This is a genomic window from Povalibacter sp., from assembly GCF_036520495.1.
GTDB lineage: Bacteria > Pseudomonadota > Gammaproteobacteria > Steroidobacterales > Steroidobacteraceae > Steroidobacter.
This window is the reverse complement of the sequence record NZ_DATDJO010000004.1, coordinates 1-21,202: the sequence shown is the minus strand read 5'-3', so window position 1 is coordinate 21,202 and position 21,202 is coordinate 1. Positions and strand designations below refer to the sequence as shown.

The following is a 21,202-nucleotide window of genomic DNA, read 5'->3' as shown; positions in this document are numbered from 1 at the left end:
GTCAGTTCAATCTAGAATCGACCTGGATATCCGGACCTTCCCGGACGGGCACGGAGCGGAGCGTTCTCTGAGCAATACGATTGCAGCGGCGATCCCGGCGGCTGACCGGCAGCAGGCCGTCACGCGGCTTTTGTCGGCGTGGCAGTCCGGGGACGTGCGCGCGCTGGAAAGGCTGACCCCGCTCATTTACGAAGAACTGCGCGAGCGGGCGCGGCGTTACATGAAGAACGAGCGGCCGGGGCATACGCTCCAGGCCACCGCCGTGGTGCACGAAGCGTTCGTGAAGCTCGTGGAAATGAGCGTGCCGTGGCAGGACCGCTTCCACTTCTTCAACGTGGCGGCCCGGCAGATGCGCCGCATCCTGGTCGACCACGCCAAGGCACGATTCCGCAGCAAGCGGGGCGGGCTATCGACAACCACCGCTCCGGTCGAAAACCTGCTCCCCGACGACGATTTCCTGGGCGGGCCAATTACGTCCGGCGAAATCGACGTGCTGGAAATCGACGAAGCGCTGCAGCGCCTCGCGACCCATAACATGCGGCTCGCGGAAATCGTCGAACTGCACTACTTCGGTGGCCTGACGTACCAGGAACTGGCCGAAACACTCAAAGTGTCCGAAGCCACGATCGATCGCGATCTGCGCCTGGCCAAAGCCTGGATCCTGCGCCAGATTCGCCCTTCCAGGAGTCGCGGGCCGGAAAGCCGCGCGCCGGAAAGTCCATGAGCACGCCTTCAGGGACGATGCCGTCAGAGCCTGATCCGCCGGGCGCTACCATCAGTTCGCGCTGGGTGCGCCTGCAGGATCTTTTCGACGCTGCCAAGGACCTGCCCCCAGCGGAACAGCAGGCCTTCCTGCAGCGGGAAGCCGGCGATGACCAGGAGCTTTACGACGAGGTGCTCGACCTCCTCGCCCACGACCCTGGACACGGCACTTCTCCCCTGACCAATGCACTGGGCGCCGCCATCGATCTCACCACCCGCGACCGACGCCGGGCGCTGATCGGGCGCGTCGTGGCCAACTATCGCCTGACCAAGGTGATTGGCTACGGCGGCACCGGTACCGTGTATCTCGCCGAACGCTCCGACCGGCAGTATTCGGCCCAGGTCGCGGTCAAGATCATCGAAGGCGGCGCGCAACCCTACGGCCTCGGCCAGCGCGTCAAATCCGAACGGCAGATCCTCGCCAACCTCAATCATCCGAACATCGCTCGACTGCTCGATGCCGGCGAAATCGAGGACGGGCGGCCCTACATGGTCATGGAATACATCCATGGCCAGCCAGTCGATCGCTTCTGCGACGATCCGACGGTGCAGTTGGACCTGCGGCGCCGCCTGGAACTGTTCGTGGAGATATGCGCAGCCGTCCAGTACGCCCACCAGAACCTGGTGGTACATCGCGATCTCAAGCCCGCCAACATCCTGGTCACGAAGGCAGGTGAGCCCAAACTGCTCGATTTCGGCATCGCCAAGATGCTGGAGGACAAGAAGGCCGATCTGCCCGCGGCGATGACGCGTCTCAACGATCGCGTCCTGACACCCGAATACGCCAGCCCGGAGCAGATCCTCGGTCGCACCGTCACGACCGCGAGCGATGTCTACGCACTCGGTGTGGTGCTTTATGAACTCCTGACCGGCCTGCGGCCTTACGTCGTGCCTGCACAGGCCACTCAGCTCGACCTCGAGAAGCTGATCTGCTTCACCGACCCGCTGCGGCCCAGCGCCGCGGTACAGCGGGTCGGCGAGGCGAATGACGCAGCCAATGCACCGTCGATCGAAGAGATCGCCAGGGCACGACACCTCACGCCGGAGCGCCTGAAGCAGCGACTGATGGGCGATCTCGACGCCATCGTCATGCGCGCGCTGCGCAAGGAACCGGAGACGCGGTATCGCACGGTCGAGCAATTCGCCGAAGACATCCGTCGTTATCTGAACCGCGAACCGGTTCAGGCGCGTCAGGGCAACTGGATCTACTACTCGCAGCGCTTTGCGCGTCGCAACGCCGTTGCCGTGAGCGCCGCTGGCGTGTTCATCACGTTCCTCGTCACTTTCGGCATCGTCATGTCGGTCCAGCGGCAGCACATTGCGGAGGAACGTGACCGGGCGACGCTGGAAGGACAGCGAGCCGAGCGCGTCTCCGAATTCATGCTCCGCGTGTTCACGGCAGCCGACCCGTTTGAGAACAATGGCCAGCAGGTCACCGCCACTGAATTGCTCGAGCGAGCCGCAGGAACGATTCAGGGCGAACTGAACGAACAGCCGGAAGTGCGCGCGCGCCTGCTCGAGGCGATCGGTCGCGCATTCCGCCGTCAAAGCCAGCCTGTGCGCGCAGTGACGTACCTCGAGGAGTCCCTGCGCATTCGTCGCCAGGCAGGCTTGCCCGAGGACGCACCAACCGGCCAGGCCTTTACGGAACTGGCGATCGCGCTGCGCAATGCGGGCCGTTTCGATGAATCCGATCAGGCATTCCGCACGGCGTTACGCATATCGGCGCAGAGCGACGACGACTCGCTCGTGCACTCCCGGCTGCTAGTCGATCTGGGCCGACTGGAACTCCTGCGCAGCAATATCGACCAGGCGTACAAGTATCTGTCGGAGGCCCTCGACATCGCCCGCAAGGTAGCCGGCCCCTCGAGTGTCGATGTCGCAGCGATCCAGCTCGACCTGACCAATATCCTGGCATGGCGCGATGACCTGGATGGCGCCGAACGGGCCGCACGCGAGAGCCTCGCCATTTATCGCAACACCACTCACGAACAACACCCCGACCGCGTAATCGCCAATATCAGAATGGCGGAAGTGCTGCTCCTCAAGGGCCAGGTCAGCGAAGCGGGCCCGCTCTACGAGAGCGCGCTGAACGCGCAGCGTGTTCTGTACGGCCCCAACAGCAGCCAGGTCGCGGATTCGCTCGACTCGCTGGCGCAGGTACGCCTGGCCGAGAATAAAACCAAGGAAGCAGAAAAGCTCACTCGCGAGGCCATCGACACCAATATGGCAGCGCGCGGCGAAAACTATTACATGAACGGCTACCTGCAGACGTCGCTCGCGCAGATCCTGATGCGACAGGGCCGTTTCGCAGAAGCGGAGACGCCGGTGCGCGCGGCACTCGATCTCTACGCTCGTACGCTGCCGCCCGATCACCAGTACGTCGCGGCGGCGGAGTACGTGCTCGGTGAGGTGCTTCTGGCGACCAACCGGCTGCCGGACGCCGAGGCCATGCTGACGGCCTCGATGAATCGCTGGAAGCGCACCGATGCTCCGGGGTGGCGTTCGGCCCGTTCGGCCAGCGCACTCGGTGAGGCACTGCATCGCGAAGGCCACCTGCGCGAAGCCGAGAAATATCTGGTCATCGGTTATCGCGAACTCACCGCCGAAAGCGGCGTCGACAACGTCACACGCCAGCGGGCACACGATCGCCTCTCTCGCTTCTACGAAGAGAGTGGCCAACGACAGAAAATGGAAGCGCTGTCTCTGGAACTGCGCAATGCAGCTCCCGACGCAGCCAAACCCAACTGAAGCGTGCCGCGGCCGTTTTCCGGCATGGCCGCTGAACGAATTCCGATCTGCTACAGTCTGAGCACGTAAGGCGTTGCGCCGGAACCCGCGCTATACGCCCCACGTTGGGCGTTACGTATTGGATTCATGAATCGAGGTATCTAGAGACGATGCGAGCACATACGACCCTGGCTCAGTGGATGATCGTTGCCGCGGCACTGCTGGTCAGCACCATGTCGGTCGCAGACGAGCGACAGAGCGCAAGGCTGCTGACTTCCACGCAGGTGATGGAAGAGCTGCTCATGATGCCTGAGCAGAACATTCCCAGCTGGCTGATGCAGCGCGCCTATGCAGTTGCAGTCGTGCCCGATGTGATCAAGGTTGGCCTCGGTATCGGCGGCCGCCGCGGCAAGGGCGTTCTGGTCGTGCGGCGCGACAGCGGCGCATGGAGCAATCCCGTATTCATCAATCTCACCGGCGGCAGCTTCGGCTTCCAGGTGGGCGTCCAGTCCACCGATGTCGTGCTGGTGTTCACATCGCGCCAGAGCATCGAAGGCATCGTCGGCGGCAAGATCACACTCGGTGCCGACGCCGCCGTGGCCGCCGGCCCGGTGGGACGTCAGAGCTCTGCAGCCACGGACATCGGCCTGACCGCGCAGGTGTATTCGTATTCGCGCTCCAGCGGGCTGTTCGCGGGCGTCGCCCTCGACGGCTCCGCCATGACGATCGACAACCGTTCAAACGAAGCCTTCTACGGTCGTTCGGGAATTCTTGCCAGCGACATCATTCGCAGCGATGCACCTGCGGCCCCGCCCGCCGCGCAGAACTTAGTCGCCGCAGTCGAACGTTCGGCAGGAACTCCCGTGGCCGCGACCCCAGCGACCGCCCCCTCGCAGACGCCGACAACCACGCAGGCTCAGCCCGCGCAGGAAGGCGCGTTCACCACCTACCCGATGGAAGACGGCGCCCCCGGCGCCGAGCCGCCGCAGTAAGACGGGGTACTGGGCTCTGGGCTGCTGGCAAGATCGGAAGAATCCTGTTCTGGCCAGCAGACCAGTTGGCCAGTCAGCCAGCGACCGCTCAAATCACCCCTCTCCTCATCTGGTCCAGTTCGATCGATTCGAACAGCGCCTTGAAGTTGCCTTCGCCGAAGCCCTCGTTGCCCTTGCGCTGAATGATCTCGAAGAAGATCGGCCCGATGACGTTCTGAGTGAAGATCTGCAGCAACACACCTTCCTGCCGCGCCGGATTGCCGTCGATCAGAATGCGTCGCTGCTTCAGCTCTTCGAGGTTCTCGCCGTGGCCCGGCACCCTCGCCTCCACACCTTCGTAATAAGTGTCCGGCGTATCCTGGAACAGGACGCCCCGACCGCGTAGCACGTCCACGGTCTGGAAGATGTTGCTGGTGCCGAGGGCGATGTGCTGAATCCCCTCGCCCTGATACTCGCGCAGATATTCCTCGATCTGCGATTTGTCGTCCTGCGATTCGTTGATGGGAATGCGGATCTTGCCGCAGGGGCTCGTCATCGCTCGACTGAAAAGACCGGTTTTCTTGCCTTCGATATCGAAGTAGCGGATCTCACGGAAGTTGAACAGGCGTTCGTAGAAGCCCGACCACTTGTTCATGTTGCCGCGCGCGACGTTGTGGGTGAGATGATCGATGTAGGAAAGGCCCGCCGATGGCGTCGACGTGGCCGAGCCGATGGGAACGAAGTCGACGTCATAGATGGTGCGATCGCCGTAACGATCGACCAGGTAGATCAGACTGCCGCCGATCCCCTCGATCGCGGGAATCTGCAGCTCCATGGGGCCCACGCGCGTTTCCATCGGTTTCGCACCGAGCTCGACGCAGCGCCGGAACGCGAACGATGCATCCTTGACGCGAAACCCCATCGCGCATGCCGATGGACCATGTTGCTGAGCGAACCGCTGGCCGAAGCTGCCGGGCTCCGCGTTGATGATGAAGTTGATGTCGCCCTGGGCGTGCAGGGTCACGTTCTTGCTGCGATGACGCGCAGTCGCCGGAAAACCCAACTGTTCGAACAAAGTGCGAAGCAGCTCGGGATCGGGCGCCGTGTACTCGACGAACTCGAAACCGTCGGTACCCATGGGATTGTCGAAGACCTGGGGGCTTTGTTGCGGACTCATTGGATCACCTGACGTGAACGTCGCAACGCGCAGATTGCATACCGCGATGACGCGCTGCGAGGACAAAGGGGAAGATATGCCGGTCATATTGCAGCAACAAGTTACAATTGCAACCATTCGGCAGCCACGCCGATAAGCGGACATGACGGCACGTGACCATTAAAAAAACTTCGGGCAGGCGGACTGCCGACAAACTGCACCTGGAGCAGTTCATTCCCTTTCGGCTGTCGGTGCTCTCCAACCTCGTGAGCATCAACATCGCACGCGCATATGCGCGGGAATTCGACCTGTCCATCCCGGAATGGCGCGTGCTGGCGGTGCTGGCGAGATATCCGCAGCTGTCTGCCGTGGAGGTCGCCGAACGCACCGCCATGGACAAGGTTGCGGTCAGTCGCGCCGTACAGAGCCTGTTGAACGCGCGCCGTCTCGTGCGCACCTATGACAGCGAGGATCGACGCCGCTCAGTGCTGCGATTGTCGACCAGCGGCCAATCTGTATACACACGAGTGGCCCCACTGGCTCTGGCGTACGAAAAAAAACTGCTGGCGACACTCAGTCCGGCGGATCGACAGGCGCTCGATCGACTGATCACACAACTGTCGACGCGTGCCGGGCTGATGGCCTGACGCAGTCCTGTTGCAAGATCATCATCAGCCCGGTCCGCGGCGAATCAAACCGCAGTCGACTTGGCTATACTTCGATCAATTGCAACGGACGTAAGAGGAGACGACCGGGTGAGAACGGTTGCCGAGTTCAGTATTCAGTACCTGCAGCACCTCGACGCACAGGGCAACACGACAGGCGACCTGCCGGCCTTTGCCAGCGACGACGCGGAACTACTGAAGATGTACGCGGCCATGCTGCGGGCGCGGATGTTCGACACCAAGGCCGTCAACCTGCAGCGCACTGGCAAACTCGGAACGTATGCGTCGTGCCTGGGACAGGAAGCCACGCACGTCGGCGTCGGCGCCGCCATGCGACCGGAAGACTGCCTGGCGATCGTCTACCGCGAGATCGGCACGCTTTACTGGCGCGGTGTGCGCATGACGGACGTCCTGCTGTACTGGGGCGGCGATGAACGCGGCAACGATTTCGGCGGTCCCGCCCATGATTTTCCGTGGTGCGTACCCATTGCGACCCAGACCCTGCACGCCGCCGGCGCCGCCATGGCATTCAAGATTCGCAAGGAACCCCGCTGCGCTCTCGCCTATATCGGCGACGGCGGCACCTCCGAAGGTTCCTTTTATGAAGCCATCAATCTCGCTGGCGCACGACGCTTACCCGTCGTCTTCGTGATCGTGAACAACAGATGGGCCATCTCGGTGCCCATCGAAGAGCAGACGGCCGCGCAGACCCTCGCGCAGAAAGCGATCGCCGCCGGCATTCCGGGCGTCCAGGTCGACGGCAACGATGTCATCGCCGTGAGGGCCTGTGTCGAGCAGGCTCTCGCCGAAGCCCGCAGCAGCGGCGGCCCGACCGTGATCGAGGCCATGAGCTATCGGCTCAGCGATCACACGACGGCCGATGATGCGACCCGTTATCGCGACGCGGCCGAAGTCGCCGCCGCGTGGGAAATCGAACCCATGATCCGGCTGCGCAAGCTGCTGATTGCGCGCGGCGCGCTGGACGAAACCCACGAGCAAGCACTCAAGGCGCAGTTCGCGCGCGAGATCGAAGCCGCGGTACAGGAATATCTGGGCACATCCAGACAGTCGACGGACTCGATGTTCGATCACCTGTACGCCAATCCGCCGCCTTACGTGGAGGCGCAGAAAGCCCTGGCCCGCCGCTATGCGGGCACCGGCCGACCATCGCATTAGGCCGCGTCGACCATGCCAAAAATAACGATGATCGAAGCCATCACGATGGCGCAGGCGTGGGAACTCGAGCACGACCCGAGCGTCGTGGTGCTGGGCGAGGACGTGGGCCGCAGCGGTGGCGTCTTCCGCGCGACAGTCGGACTCCTCGAACGCTTCGGTCCGGATCGCGTCCAGGACACACCGCTCGCCGAGAACATGATCGCCGGCATGTGCGTCGGCATGGCCGCGCAGGGGATGAAGCCCGTCGCCGAGATTCAGTTCATGGGTTTTCTGTATCCGGCGATCGACCAGATCGTGAATCACATGAGTCGCATGCGCCATCGCACGCGCGGCCGACTGAGTTGCCCGGTCGTCATGCGCATGCCGCATGGCGGCGGCATTCACGCTCCCGAACATCACTCTGAAGCGGTCGAATCCATGATTGCGCATGTGCCCGGCATTCGCGTCGTCTGCCCCTCTTCTCCGGCGCGCGCCTATGGCCTGCTGCTCGCTGCGATCCGCGATCCCGATCCCGTCCTGTTTCTCGAACCCACGCGCATCTATCGCTACGTGAAACAGGAAGTCACGGACGACGGCGCAGCCCTGCCGCTCGATGTGTGTTACGTGCTGCGCGAAGGGGACGACGTCACCATCGTGACCTGGGGCGCCATGACGGTGGAAGTTCTGCACGCGGCCGAGCAGCTGGCGGCTCAGGGCATCAGCGCCGAAGTGCTCGATCTCGTCACCGTGAGTCCCATCGATTCGGCAACCATCCTCGAATCGGTCGCGCGCACGGGACGACTGGTCATCGTTCACGAAGCGGCGCGCAACTGCGGCGTGGGCGCGGAGATCGCCGCGATCGTGGCTGAAGAAGGCCTGTTCGATCTGGTTGCGCCGATCAAGCGCGTGACTGGCTATGACACCGTCGTGCCGCTGTACCGGCTGGAGAACGAAAACATTCCGAGCATTCCGCGCATCGTCGATGCCGTGAAGGCGACGCTGGAGCCTCAATGACAATGCGCCTGACCACATTCAACCTGCCGGATCTGGGCGAGGGCTTGCCGGAAGCCGAGATCGTATCGTGGCTCGTGCACGAGGGCGACCGGATCGAACTCGATCAGCCGATGCTCTCCGTCGAGACCGCAAAGGCGGTCGTCGAAGTGCCGAGTCCCTATGCGGGGAAAATCGTGCGCCTGCACGCGAAGCCCGGGGACACGGTGCAAACGGGCAAACCGCTGGTGGATTTCGAGATTGCCACTGCCCTTGCTGGCCAGTCACCAGCTGCCAGTCAACCGTCAGCGGGCGGCTCCGCCGCCGAAGGCATGGTCGTGGGCCACATGGCCGCGAGCGACAGGGAGTTCGTCGACACCGCCATCATTCGTCGCACGCAGCGCTCGACGGGCGGACGGGTCCGCGCCGCTCCTGCTGTGCGCATGCTCGCGAAACGCCTGAGGGTCGATCTCGCTGCCTGCCGACCCACGGGGCGTCATGGCCTGATCAGCGTCGACGATGTCCTGGCGCGAGCCAATGTCGGTATTGGTTCTGCCACATCGCCAGCGGTTGCCGGACTCACGGATGCGGACCGGCTGCGGGGCCCGCGCAAAGCAATGTCGGCCAGCATGTCGCTGTCGCGCGATCAGGTGGCGATGTGCACGATCTTCGACGATGCCGACATCGAGGCGTGGTATGGCCGTGCGGACATCACTGCCCGACTGATTCGCGCCATCGCCGCCGGCGTCCGCGCGGAACCGGGCCTCAATGCACTGTTCGATCCCTCGGTCCCGGCCCGCAGGATCATGGATCAGATACACCTCGCCATCGCCGTCGACACCAGCGAGGGCCTGCTCGTCCCGGTGCTGCGGGACATCGATTCACAAACGCCGGAGCAGCTACGTGCCGCGCTGAACGAACTGAAGGAAAGCACACGCAATCGCACGGTGACCCCGGAGCAGATGCGTGACTACACATTCACGCTGTCGAACTTCGGGACGCTGGCAGGTCGCTACGCCACGCCGCTCGTGGTGCCGCCGACGGTGGCGATTCTCGGCGCCGGACGCCTGCAACGCGATGTCGTGGCGGGTAAATCGAGCCCCGAGATCCACATGCGTCTGCCGCTGTCCCTGACGTTCGATCATCGTTGCATTACAGGAGGCGAGGCCTGCCGGTTCCTTGGAGCCGTCATCGGGGATCTCGCCAGCCCTGACTGAATTGACTCCGCCTCGTTCTCTCCGCCGCCCAGGGAATCGGGCAGGAACCTGAGAATCGGCTGCCGCGGACGCGGTGGCCGAGGTGACTACGAATTGCAGTCGCATCGATCCTCACCTACACACTCCACCACCACAACAACGAGTCGAAAAAACTTCCATGCACGGCACTATTCCCGCTGCTCGCAAGAAGCTCATCGAACAGATAGCCGCGTCCGCCCGCCACGCACAGAAGCGCGGCGATGCCGTGAACGCGGCGCGCTTCATCCGCCAGTACTATCGCGGCGTTGCGGAGGAGGACATGGCGGCCTACCCCCGCGGCGACCTGGCCGCGCTCGCGCTCGGTCACATGCGCTTCGCGGCCACGCGTAAACGCAACCGCGCGGCAGTGCGCGTATTCAACTGCGATCCTGCACGCGACGGCTGGACCTCCACCCACACGATCGTCGAAGTGGTGGTCGAGGACATGCCCTTCCTGGTCGACTCCATCAGCATGGTGCTGAGCCAGGCGGGTCTCACCAGTCAACTGATGATCCACCCGATCATCCGCGTCAGCAGGGATGCAGCGGGACGTCTGCGTGACATCGATGACAGCAGCGCGCCGGACGGCAAGTTCCAGGGGGAATCCTGGCAACACATCGAGATCGACCACATCGGCGATCCGCAGCGCCTGCAACAGCTCGAACAGAAGATCCTGCGCGTCATCGAAGACGTCCGCTTTGCTGTCGAGGACTGGCAGGCAATGCGCAAGCAGGCACTCGCGATCGCGAAAGAGATGGACATCAGTTCATCCGTCGTGCCGGCAAACGAGGCGCGCGAAGTGGCCGCTCTGCTCGAATGGATGGAAGCCAATCACTTCACGTTTCTTGGCTATCGCGAGTACAAGTTGCAGCGCGGCCGCTCCGAAGACCTGCTGGTGCCGATTACCGAGTCCGGCCTCGGCATTCTTCGTCAGCGCCGCGGTCAGCGCCTGCAACCGACACGACTGACCGGCGAATCGCGCGAACATGCGCGCGAAGCCGAACTGCTGATCATCACCAAGGCCAACTCGGTGTCGACGGTCCATCGCGCTACCTACCTCGACTATGTCGGCCTCAAGGTCTTCGACAAGAGCGGGCGGGTCACGGGTGAACGCCGTTTCCTCGGCCTGTTCACCTCCGGCGTGTACAGCCGCAGTCCGCGCGAGATTCCGTTGCTGCGCCACAAGATCGAACGCGTCGTGGATCACTTCGGACTCGATCCCGCCAGCCACGACGGCAAGGCGGTCATGCACGTCCTGGAAACCTATCCGCGCGACGAACTGTTCCAGGCCAGCGTCGCCGACATCATCCGCATCGTGCGCGGTATCGTGAATCTCTATGAGCGGCATCGCGTACGCGTCTTCATGCGCCGCGACTCCTTCAACCGCTTCTACTCGGGCATGATTTTCGTGCCGCGTGATCGCTACAACACACAGGTTCGCAATCGCATCGAAGCGCTGGTGCGCCAACGCATGCATGCGACCGCCATCGAATCGCAGGTGCAGCTCTCGGAGTCCGCGCTGGCACGGGTGCACATGATCGTGCGTCTGCCCGCCGGCGGTGGGCCGCGCGTCGATGTCGACGCGCTGGAGCAGCAGATCACCGAGACCGTGCGCACGTGGGACGATCGGTTGCGCGAGGCGCTGGCGCTCGAACACGGCGAGGTCGAGGGGTTCGCCCTGGCCGATCGGCTCGTCGGCGCATTCCCGGCGGCTTACACCGAGGACGTCGCTGCTGCCACAGCGGTCGCCGATGTCGCGCAGATCGACGAAGTGCTGCGCAATCCCGAACGGATCGTCATGCGTCTGACGCGCGGCGAGAATCAGGCAATCCATCTGCGCCTGCTGCGCACGGCCTCGCCCATTCCGCTCTCGCGCGCGCTGCCGATCCTCGAAAATCTCGGTTTCACGGTACTCAGCGAACGCCCCTACAGCATCACGCCGCCTCATGCCACGGGACCGAGCCGCGAAATCTGGCTGCAGGATTTCGAAATGCAGCGTCGCGAGAGCGGCAAAAACGATCCCGCCGAGCTGGAGGCTCGCTTCACGCAGGCATTCGTGGTGATCTGGAGTGGTCGCGCGGAGAACGACGGTTTCAATCGACTGATCGTCAGCGCCGGACTGACGTGGCGCCAGGCGATGGTGCTGCGCGCGTACTGCCGCTTCCTGCTGCAGGCGGGAACGACGTTCAGCCAGGCGTACATGGAGCAGGTGCTGGTCTCGAACCCCGACATCACCGCCACGTTGTCCGCGATCTTCGAGACCCAGTTCGATCCGGCGCACTCGTCCCAACGCCGCAACGCCGATCTCACGCGCCTGCGGAAGCAATTGGCGAAGCAGCTCGACAGTGTCACCAGCCTCGACGAAGACCGCATCCTGCGCCGTTACGCGAGCGCCATCGCAGCAACCCTGCGCACCAATCACTACCAGACCGATGCCGCGCATCCGCATTCCGACGGCAGCATCGACAAGACCTATCTCTCGCTCAAACTGGATTCACGCAGTATTGCCGACCTGCCGCAGCCGCGGCCGGCATTCGAGATCTTCGTGTACTCGCCGCGCGTCGAAGGCGTGCATCTGCGCATGGGCGCAGTGGCGCGCGGTGGTCTGCGCTGGTCCGACCGGCGCGAGGATTTCCGCACGGAAGTGCTGGGACTCATGAAGGCGCAGAACGTCAAGAACACGCTGATCGTGCCGGTCGGCGCGAAAGGCGGATTCGTGCCCAAGCGCCTGCCGGCAAATGCCAGCCGCGAAGATACGCAGCGCGAAGGCATCGAGTGCTATCGCACATTCATTCACGCGCTGCTCGACGTGACGGACAACTTCGTCGATGGCAAGGTCGTGCCGCCTGCCCGGGTGGTGCGTCGTGACGGTGACGATACGTATCTCGTCGTGGCCGCGGACAAGGGAACGGCGACGTTCTCCGATACCGCCAATCGCATCGCCATCGACTACGGATTCTGGCTGGGCGACGCCTTCGCTTCGGGCGGCTCCGCCGGTTACGACCACAAGAAGATGGGCATCACGGCACGCGGCGCCTGGGAATGCGTGAAGCGACACTTCCGCGAGATCGGCGTCGACATCCAGTCCTATGGCTTCACGGTCGCCGGCATCGGCGACATGGCCGGCGACGTGTTCGGCAACGGCATGCTGCTGTCACGACACATCCGCCTGGTCGCTGCGTTCAATCACCAGCACATTTTTCTCGACCCGAATCCCGATGTCGCAACTTCCTTCGCCGAGCGCAAGCGCCTGTTCGAGTTGCCGCGCTCGTCGTGGGAGGACTACAACCGCAAACTGCTGTCCGCGGGCGGCGGCATCTATCCGCGCAGCGCCAAGTCCATTCGCATCTCAACGCCCGCGCAGACGATGCTCGGACTGGACCGCGACACGCTCACGCCGCAGGAACTCATTCGCGCCATCCTCTGCATGCCCGTGGACCTGCTGTGGAACGGCGGCATCGGCACGTACGTCAAGGCGAGCGGAGAAACCAATCTGGACGTGGGCGACCGCGCCAACGACGCCGTGCGCGTCAATGGACGCGATCTGCGCTGCAAGGTAGTCGGCGAAGGCGGCAATCTCGGCGTATCGCAACGCGGCCGCATCGAGTACGCACTGCATGGCGGCCGCATCAACACGGATTTCGTCGACAACTCGGCCGGCGTCGACTGCTCCGACCATGAAGTGAACATCAAGATCCTGCTCAACTCGCTGCCAAAACGCGCCGGCCTGACGCTGGCAAAGCGCAACAAGCTGCTGGTGTCGATGACCGAAGAGGTAGGAGCGCTCGTACTGCGCGACAACTACCTGCAAAGCCAGGCGCTGTCGATGCTGCAGGCACGCTCGGTGAAGGACCTGCTCGAGCACGTGCATACGATCCGCTCGCTCGAACTGACGGGGCTGCTGGATCGTGCGCTCGAATTCCTGCCCAGCGGCGAGGACATCGAGGAACGTCGCAAGGCAGGCCGTGGCCTGACGCGCCCGGAACTCGCCATCCTGCTCGCCTACGCCAAGATGGCGCTGTACACGCTGCTGGTGGATTCGGACGTCCCGGAAGACCCGTACCTCGGCCTGGAGCTGGAACGCTACTTCCCCGCGAAAATGCAGCAGCGTCTCGGCCGCTATTTCCAGCAGCACCGGCTGCGACGCGAAATCATTGCCACGGCGACGACCAACAGCATGGTCAATCGCATGGGAGCATCTTTCGCGCGTCGCACTCAGGAAGACACAGGCGCAAGCGCGGCCACCGTGGTTCGCGCGTACGCGATTGCACGCGAGTCGTTCGGCATGCGCGACACCTGGAGCGCGATCGAGGCGCTCGACGCCAGGATCGACGCGAGCATGCAGTACGAGATGATGTTCGAAACGACGCGGCTGCTGCGTTTCTGCACGCACTGGCTGATCCATCGCCACTCGGGCGCGCTGCAGATCGAACAGCAGGTCGGTCGTCTGCGAACCGCATTGACCCGGCTCGATGCGGCACTGCCGCGAGTCCTGTCGGGATCGGACCAGCATGTGTTCCAGCGTCGGCTGGAGACCTATCGCACCGCGAAGGTTCCGGAAGTGCTGAGCAAGCGCATGGCGAGCCTGGCCGCACTGCGCTCCGGACCTGATCTGGTCGACATTTCCGAGCAGACCCGCGTGCCCATCGAAGCGGCGGCAGCGATCTACTTCTACCTCGGCACGTCACTGTCACTCGACTGGCTGCGCGAACAGATCGAATCGCTGGGCGTCGAAGGCCACTGGCAGGCCGTCGCGCGCTCGACCCTGCGCGACAACATCTACGACCTGCAACGCAAGCTGTGCCTGCAGGTCCTCGGCAAGTCGTCCAAGGCCCCGTCGCACGCAACGGTCGATGCATGGCTCGCGAAGAAATCCACTGCGATCGCGCATGTTCGCCAGACAATCAACGACATGCGCGCCCTGCCGCAAATGGATTTCGCGACACTGTCGGTGGCGCTGCAGGCGGTACGGTCGATGGCGGAATGAAGAGAATTGATAATTAACAAGTAACAATTAACAATGCGGGAGGGCTTGGCGCTCGCATGCTGCCGGACTCCCGCCCAGCAGCGCTGGTATGCTTCCGCTCGGCTTCGGCGCTCTCTACATTGTCAATTGTGAATTATTAATTGCTCACCATGCCCGGCAAACTCGTTCTCGTCCGCCACGGACAAAGCACCTGGAATCTCGAAAATCTGTTCACCGGCTGGGTCGATGTCGACCTGACCGAGCAGGGCCGCAACGAAGCACGCGAAGCGGGCCGGCTGCTCAAGGCGGAAGGCTTCGAGTTCGATGTCGCTTTCACGTCGGTGCTGAAGCGCGCGATCCGCACGCTGTGGATCGCGCTGGATGAAATGGATCTGATGTGGCTGCCGGTCGAACGCAGCTGGCGCCTCAACGAACGCCACTACGGCGCACTGCAGGGTCTGGACAAGGCCCAGACCGTGGCGAAGCACGGCGCCGACCAGGTCAAGATCTGGCGCCGCAGCTATGACATTCCGCCGCCCGCGCTGGCGCTCGATGACAAGCGTCATCCGCGTTTCGACCGTCGTTATGCCGCGCTGAAACCGGAAGAGCTGCCCGCCACCGAATCGCTGAAGACCACGCTCGATCGCGTCCTGCCGTTCTGGAACAGCCGGATCGCGCCCGAACTCAAAGCCGGCCGCAACGTGCTGATCGTCGCGCACGGCAACAGCCTGCGCGCACTGGTGAAGATGCTCGACAACATGTCGACCGACGATATCGTCGAGTTCAACATCCCGACGGGCGTGCCGATCCACTACGAACTCGACCAGGATCTGCAGGCCATCTCACGTCGCTTCCTCGGCGACCCCGAAGCCATCAAGGCTGCGGCCGAAGCTGTCGCTCGTCAGGCCGAAGCAAAGAAATAGGCACCGTAGAGGCGGGTACGCAAAGGAGCACAAATACGCAGCACCAAAGAGCATAAAGGCTGGGAATCCAAAGATCCTTTGGCCTGTAACTCTGTGGTCCTTCGTGTTTCTTCTGTGCGCCTTTGTGTACCCGCTTCTTCCTACGCTGAAACGTCCAGTTCCCTGACTGCAGTCCACAGGTCGCGGACGTAGTCGAACAGCCAGCAGCACAGTTCGAGCCGGTGCCACGCCAGTGGGTCCGGTGCGTCGAGATAGCCGTCGAGTATCTGTTCGCGCTGCAGCTTCGAGTAACGGTGATACACGCAGATCGACGCCAGGTCGAACATGCGTTCGCCCAGGCCGGCATATTCCCAATCGATCAGGCGCAACGTGCCGTCGTCCACGATATTGAGCGCGTGGATGTCGTTGTGGCACAGGCGCAGTTCGGGTTCGGCGCGCAGGAAGGACGCAATCTGATCGGCACGCGCGCGCAGCTGCGAATGATCCGACTCCATCGTCCTGCCATGCTCATCCAGTGTCCGCAGATAGCCATGCACGACGCTGCCGAGGTCGACGATCTGAATCCCAGGAGGCGGCTTCACGGCATGCAGGCGCCGCAACAGCGCTGCGACACGCCCGATGTTGGCCTGGTCGAGCGCGTGCGCCTCGGTCCAGGTCGTGCCCGCATAGCGCGTCACCAGCAGATGTCGCGCGGGATCGCAGCAAATCACTTCGGGGCCGATGCCGGCTCGTGCAACCGCCTCCAGGATCAGCGCCTCGCTGCGTCGATTGATCTGCAGCGAGTCCTCTGACGTATTGCTGTTCCTGACGACGAACGACCCTGCGTCGCTGCGTACGAGCCAGCTGTCGTTCGTCAGTCCATGCTTGATGCGCTCGACGCTGTCGATGCGTCCGAGATCGATCCCTCTCAATGCGTCCTGAACGTCAGGCGGCAGCATGCTGAACCGCCTCCGCCCGCTGCACCGCGAGGTCGCGCCGCCACACGAGATAGCCGCGCACGACGATGCCGAGATAGATCACGAACAGCAGGGTCGTCACCAGCAGGCCCTGTGAGAAATAGAGCCAGGCGGCGACGCCATCGACGACGATCCAGTACAACCAGTTCTCGATCACACGGCGCGCGACCATCCACGTCGTGACGATGCTGCCCCAGGTGACGAAGGAATCCACGTACGGTGCCACGGCATCCGTGCCCGACAGCAGCCAGCCATTGATCGCTGTCGCGACGACGACCAACGCTGCCGCCGCAAGGTGCTGCGACAACGTCCACGTGCGTATACGCACGTCACCGGCCTCCGTCCGGCCCCTGCGCCAGTCGATGAAACCCACCACGGCCATGACCAGGTAGAACACCTGCAACACCGACTGCATGTACAGGTTGATGCGGACGAACAGCACCAGGTAGATCGCCGTGCTGGCAAAGGCGCACAGCCAGCACAGCAGATTGCGCCTTACCGCGAGCAGCAGGTAGGCAAGACCGATGGCAGCGCCAATGGCCTCCGCCGGCGAGGTCGCGCGCAGTTGCGCCAGCAGTTCATTCATGACGACGCAGCAGCCGCTCCGCCAATGATCTTCATCACGAACACCCTACGCCCGGCTTCCGCGAATGTCGTCGCGGTCTCCTTGGCCAGGATTTCGAACAAGCGCGCATGCTCTCCTGCGATCTGCGTGCTCAGGGCATTGGTCGTCACCTGGATGTCAGGGTACGTATTGAGCCGCTCGATGAACGACTTGATCGGCGGAATGTAATCGGCGTCGAGCGGATAGAGACTGATTTCGATGGCAGTACGCATGGGGAAGCGCCTCCGGCGCGGCTAACTGGCCAACGGGCTAACTGGTCCGCTGGCCAGAATGAAGAAAAGAAAAGTCACACCTCAAATTCGGCTCTGATTCTGGCCAGCGGACCAATTGGCCAGTTCGCCAGTTGGCCGGTCGCTGCTATCGCAGCGACCACCTCACACTCACGCCGACCTGGCGCGGCTCACCGAGCTGCGTGTAGCGCTTGTTGTCGAAGTTTGGCGGCTCGTTGCCGAAGTAGAAGCCGCGCACCACGTAGTCCTCGTCGAACACGTTGCGCGCCCACAGATAAGCACTCCAGGTCTGCGCTTCATAGCCGGCCTTGAGGTTCGTCAGCGAGTAGGCGCCGGCGCGCTGGTCGTTCGGCGGCACATCGAAGTAGAAATCGTCGATGGCCGAGACATCGACGCGCGCCATCCAGCCGAGCGGCGAGCGCCAGGTGGCATTCACGGAGGCGGTGTATTCCGGCGCATGCGCCTGATCGCGATCGCTCAGATCGATACCTTCGGGGCGATAACCTGAATAGCGCGTGTGCAACAGGCCCAGCGAGCCGCCCAGTTCGAACTGCCCGTTGATGCGCCAGCGCGCGCTCGATTCGATACCGACGTTGCGACCGCCGGATGCGTTGTCGGTAAAGAACAGGTAGCTGTTTGGATCGCCGATGGGATCGAGCTGGACGCCGGTGGCCACCTGCATGTCTTCGCGGCGCATGTAGAACGCCGTGATGTCGGCGTACAGGCGACGATCCAGCCACTCGCCCTTCGCGCCCACATCCAGGCTCCACAGGTACTCGGGTTCGAAGCGCTCCTTGATCGCGGCCCCGCGACCGAGGTTGAACCCGCCCGCTTTGTAGCCTCGCGACAGGGTTGCGAACAGGCGTGTGTTGTCGCTGGCATCGACATGCAGCGTGGCCTGTCCGCCCCACATCGTGTCTTTCTCGCCCGTATCCGTCAGCCGCGGCAGTCCGCTCTGGATGCCGCTATCGCGATAGTCCGCTTCGCGCTGCTCGGCGCGCACACCGAACGACCATCCCCAGCGGCTGCCGATTGCGCCATCGAGCTGCCCGAAGACCGCAACGTTGCGCGCGTCGTAACGGCTCTGCAGTGAATCGTCGGACGAACCCGAATACTCGGGAGAGAACGGATCGATGTACTCGCCGACACTGATTTCATCGATGCGTTCATCGAGATCGAGCGTGTAGGCACCGACCAGCCACGCAATGCCCTCATTCGAATCCGGCGAAGCGAGCCGGACTTCGAAACTGCGCGCGCGCCGCTTGCTGCGCGCCTCGTAGAAATAGTCGTAGGTGTACGGCGCCCAGCTATGCGCGTTACCCCAGTCACCATCGAAGCTGGATACGCCTTGCGAATCCGATAGAGCGGCGATGACAGTCAGCGATCCGAGCGATCCCGCCTGAGTCTCGACACGCAGCGAGCCACCGTCTGCCTGCTGCGTATCCTTGCCCGGTCGGTCAGCCTGCGAGCGTCGCGAGTTGTCGATCGACCAGCCGTCGTAACCATTGTCGAGATCGGCGTGCAGCCAGGTGAGATCCACGGTCGTCGTTGCCGATGGCTGCCAGCGCCACTTGGCCCGCGCCGTGAGTTCGTCGCGATCGTTGGTGTCGTCGCGATTCAGGTAGACGTCGTCGCGAAAGCCATCGCTGCGATATCGCTGCACACCTACGCGCCAGGCGGAGTTGAGCGATTCGACCGGCCCGGTCGCGACCGCTCCCAGGGATTGCGTGCCGTAGTCGGCGACGGAGGCCTCCGTCGAAAATCCGTACTGGTTGCCGGGATCCACGCTGCGCATGACGATCAGGCCCGCGAGCGCATTGGCGCCGTAACGCATGCCTTGCGGTCCCCGCAGTACTTCGACACGGTCCACGTCGAACAGCGTTGCGGCCATGCCAATGCCGCTGAAGTCGATGTCGTCGATGAGGAATCCGACCGACGGATTGGGCGCGCCCTCGTATTGTTCGCGCTCGCCGATACCACGCAGCTGGAAATAGCGCGGACGCGACGTGCCGCCAGCCCAATGAAGATTCGGCACCGAGGTCAGGACGTCTTCCAGGTGCTGTTGCCCCGCATCACGCAGCATCGTCTGATCCATGACCGTGACGCTGATGGGTGCATCGACCAGCGCCTGCTTGCGCAAGGTCGCGGTCACAATGACTTCTTCCACGATGTCGTTGGCAGCGACCACATGGGCCGTCGGCGCCGACAACCCCAACAGCAACAACACAGACGCACGCATGCTTCAGATCCTCCTCAGTGAAGATCCGGCAAACGGCGCTGAGAAGCAGAGGACGACTGAAGCGTAATGCTTGTGCGAGGCGGACCTTCTCCGCAATCGCAAGACCTGCTCCCTACGCCGGTATTAACCGGATCAGGTTCAACGGGTCCACCGATGAGCGAAGGTCATTCGCGGTTCGGCATCTCAGGCCCAATTCAGGGCCACCCCAAGGCGGCGGCGATTGTCACACAATCGTCGCCACTGGCCAACTGGGGGCTGGCTAACTGGCTAACCGGCTCACTGGCCGACTGGCCGACTGGCCAGAGTGGAGCCAGGCATCGACTCACTGATCCAGCCAGCCGTTGGCCAGTGCGCCGGTTAGCCGGTTAGCCGGTTAGCCGGTTAGCCGGTTAGCCGGTTAGCCGGTTGGCCAGTTGGCCGCATGCCAGTGCCCCGCTTGCTCTTTTTTGCCCCTTCCGCCATAAGAACGGCGGGGAATTCATTCGAACGAGGCTCTCATTTCCATGGCGAATCGCCGGTGCCGGCTGTTTCATGTCGATGCATTCACGCGGCAGCGTTTTTGCGGGAATCCCGCCATCGTGGTGCTCGACGGCGATCATCTCTCCGAGCAGGAGATGCAGACGATCGCGACCGAGGTGAATTGCGAGACGGGCTTCGTGCTCGAGTCCGAGAGCGGCGACCATGACATGCAGGTGCGCTATTTCACCCCGCGCCATTCGGCGTCCTTCGTCGGACACGTGACCATTGCTGCGCAGTACGTGCGCGCCACGGTCGAGGGCAAGACGACCGGCAAGGTGCGGCAGCTCACGGGCGCCGGCGTGGTCGAGATCGAAGTGACGGAAGTCGACGACGATCTGCGCGTGGCGATTACCCAGAACCCGCCGTCGCTGGGGCCGGTGATTCCGGATCACCATCGACGTCAGGTGCTCGATGCGCTCGGCATTTCCAGCCCGAGCCTGCACAACGACTGCCCGCTGCAGATCATGAGCAAGGGCACATCGCGACTGCTGATCGGCCTGCGCTCCCCCGACCTGCTCAACTCACTCAAGCCGGACTTCGAGGAACTGACCCGCCTCACGCCGCATGTCGGCGCGGAGGGCTACTTCGTGTTCGCGCTGAGCCCGAACGACAAAGGCTATGGAACAGAGTCGCGCATGTTCTGCCCGGCGCTGGGCATTCCGGAAGATCCCGTGAGCGGCAATGCCCACGGCATGCTCGGTGTCTACCTCGTCAACCAGGGCCTGCTGCTGCCGCAGGATGGACGCGTCGTGTTCGAAGGACGCCAGGGACACTGGGTGCGCCGACCGGGTCTGGTCCAGGTCGAAGTCGAGTCCTCGGGCAAGGTCGCGCAGAGCGTGCGCATCACCGGCGATGCGGTGATCGTGTACGAGGCGGAAGTGCAGGTCTGAGGGAAGTTGATCATTGATAGTTGAAAGTGGATAGCGCGAGCCTCGCGCTGGGACGTGTCAGATTTTCTGTGTTCGAGGCGGTTTGCATTTAGTTCGCGGGTCTGACGAAGCGATCTCCGTACAGCACAGCGAACTGGTTCATCGCCAACTTCCACTCCCGCGCTGATCGTACCTTGCCATCGTTGATGTT

The 21,202-nt window shown here is 63.2% G+C and carries 15 protein-coding genes and 1 riboswitch; of the genes, 10 read left to right on the top strand and 5 right to left on the bottom strand.

Features of this window, described 5'->3' with window-relative positions; translation table 11 throughout:
• The first annotated feature begins 28 nt into the window (after nucleotides 1–28).
• From VIZ63_RS01000 to VIZ63_RS00990, 3 genes are all read left to right on the top strand, one after another.
• Nucleotides 29–724, top strand: a complete 696-nt coding sequence (locus VIZ63_RS01000; RefSeq protein ID WP_414703735.1) for an ECF-type sigma factor — start codon at nucleotides 29–31, stop codon at nucleotides 722–724.
• A complete protein-coding gene (locus tag VIZ63_RS00995; protein ID WP_331607608.1) occupies nucleotides 721–3,513 on the top strand; it encodes a serine/threonine-protein kinase in 2,793 nt (930 codons plus the stop codon). Before VIZ63_RS01000 ends, VIZ63_RS00995 begins: the two co-directional genes overlap by 4 nt.
• Before the next feature lie 149 nt (nucleotides 3,514–3,662).
• Nucleotides 3,663–4,484 carry a lipid-binding SYLF domain-containing protein gene (locus VIZ63_RS00990; protein ID WP_331607607.1) on the top strand — a complete coding sequence of 274 codons (822 nt, stop codon included), beginning with the start codon at nucleotides 3,663–3,665 and terminating at the stop codon, nucleotides 4,482–4,484.
• A gap of 88 nt (nucleotides 4,485–4,572) precedes the next feature.
• On the opposite strand, the gene hppD is transcribed toward VIZ63_RS00990, so the two are convergent.
• The gene (gene hppD / locus VIZ63_RS00985) at nucleotides 4,573–5,640 is read right to left on the bottom strand and encodes a 4-hydroxyphenylpyruvate dioxygenase (RefSeq protein ID WP_331607606.1); all 1,068 of its coding nucleotides are present in this window, start codon (nucleotides 5,638–5,640) and stop codon (nucleotides 4,573–4,575) included.
• A gap of 152 nt (nucleotides 5,641–5,792) precedes the next feature.
• Between hppD and VIZ63_RS00980 the strand changes: the two genes are divergently transcribed.
• The 6 genes from VIZ63_RS00980 (at nucleotide 5,793) to gpmA (ending at nucleotide 15,553) form a co-directional block, all read left to right on the top strand.
• On the top strand, nucleotides 5,793–6,266 hold the full coding sequence (locus VIZ63_RS00980; RefSeq protein WP_331607605.1) for a MarR family winged helix-turn-helix transcriptional regulator: 474 nt from the start codon (nucleotides 5,793–5,795) through the stop codon (nucleotides 6,264–6,266).
• Nucleotides 6,267–6,374: 108 nt separating this feature from the next.
• The gene (gene pdhA / locus VIZ63_RS00975) at nucleotides 6,375–7,460 is read left to right on the top strand and encodes a pyruvate dehydrogenase (acetyl-transferring) E1 component subunit alpha (protein WP_331607604.1); all 1,086 of its coding nucleotides are present in this window, start codon (nucleotides 6,375–6,377) and stop codon (nucleotides 7,458–7,460) included.
• A 12-nt stretch (nucleotides 7,461–7,472) separates the two neighbouring features.
• Nucleotides 7,473–8,453, top strand: coding sequence for an alpha-ketoacid dehydrogenase subunit beta (locus tag VIZ63_RS00970; RefSeq protein ID WP_331607603.1), 981 nt, complete (start codon nucleotides 7,473–7,475; stop codon nucleotides 8,451–8,453).
• An 8-nt stretch (nucleotides 8,454–8,461) separates the two neighbouring features.
• A complete protein-coding gene (locus VIZ63_RS00965; RefSeq protein ID WP_349261094.1) occupies nucleotides 8,462–9,646 on the top strand; it encodes a dihydrolipoamide acetyltransferase family protein in 1,185 nt (394 codons plus the stop codon).
• Nucleotides 9,647–9,803: 157 nt separating this feature from the next.
• On the top strand, nucleotides 9,804–14,651 hold the full coding sequence (locus VIZ63_RS00960; protein ID WP_331607601.1) for an NAD-glutamate dehydrogenase: 4,848 nt from the start codon (nucleotides 9,804–9,806) through the stop codon (nucleotides 14,649–14,651).
• Between the two features lie 149 nt (nucleotides 14,652–14,800).
• Nucleotides 14,801–15,553 (top strand): 2,3-diphosphoglycerate-dependent phosphoglycerate mutase, encoded by a 753-nt coding sequence (gene gpmA, locus VIZ63_RS00955; protein ID WP_331607600.1) that lies wholly within the window; start codon nucleotides 14,801–14,803, stop codon nucleotides 15,551–15,553.
• 140 nt (nucleotides 15,554–15,693) lie between these two features.
• On the opposite strand, the gene VIZ63_RS00950 is transcribed toward gpmA, so the two are convergent.
• From VIZ63_RS00950 to VIZ63_RS00935, 4 genes are all read right to left on the bottom strand, one after another.
• A complete protein-coding gene (locus tag VIZ63_RS00950) occupies nucleotides 15,694–16,491 on the bottom strand; it encodes a choline/ethanolamine kinase family protein (protein WP_331607599.1) in 798 nt (265 codons plus the stop codon).
• A complete protein-coding gene (gene pnuC / locus VIZ63_RS00945) occupies nucleotides 16,478–17,095 on the bottom strand; it encodes a nicotinamide riboside transporter PnuC (protein ID WP_331607598.1) in 618 nt (205 codons plus the stop codon). Before pnuC ends, VIZ63_RS00950 begins: the two co-directional genes overlap by 14 nt.
• Nucleotides 17,092–17,346, bottom strand: a complete 255-nt coding sequence (locus VIZ63_RS00940) for a YkoF family thiamine/hydroxymethylpyrimidine-binding protein (protein ID WP_331607597.1) — start codon at nucleotides 17,344–17,346, stop codon at nucleotides 17,092–17,094. Before VIZ63_RS00940 ends, pnuC begins: the two co-directional genes overlap by 4 nt.
• Nucleotides 17,347–17,491: 145 nt before the next feature.
• Nucleotides 17,492–19,603, bottom strand: coding sequence for a TonB-dependent receptor (locus tag VIZ63_RS00935; protein ID WP_331607596.1), 2,112 nt, complete (start codon nucleotides 19,601–19,603; stop codon nucleotides 17,492–17,494).
• Nucleotides 19,604–19,693: 90 nt separating this feature from the next.
• Nucleotides 19,694–19,821: riboswitch (TPP riboswitch) on the bottom strand.
• A 285-nt stretch (nucleotides 19,822–20,106) separates the two neighbouring features.
• On the opposite strand from VIZ63_RS00935, the gene VIZ63_RS00930 reads away from it, so the two are divergent.
• A complete protein-coding gene (locus VIZ63_RS00930; RefSeq protein ID WP_331607595.1) occupies nucleotides 20,107–21,012 on the top strand; it encodes a PhzF family phenazine biosynthesis isomerase in 906 nt (301 codons plus the stop codon).
• The last annotated feature ends 190 nt before the right edge of the window (nucleotides 21,013–21,202 follow it).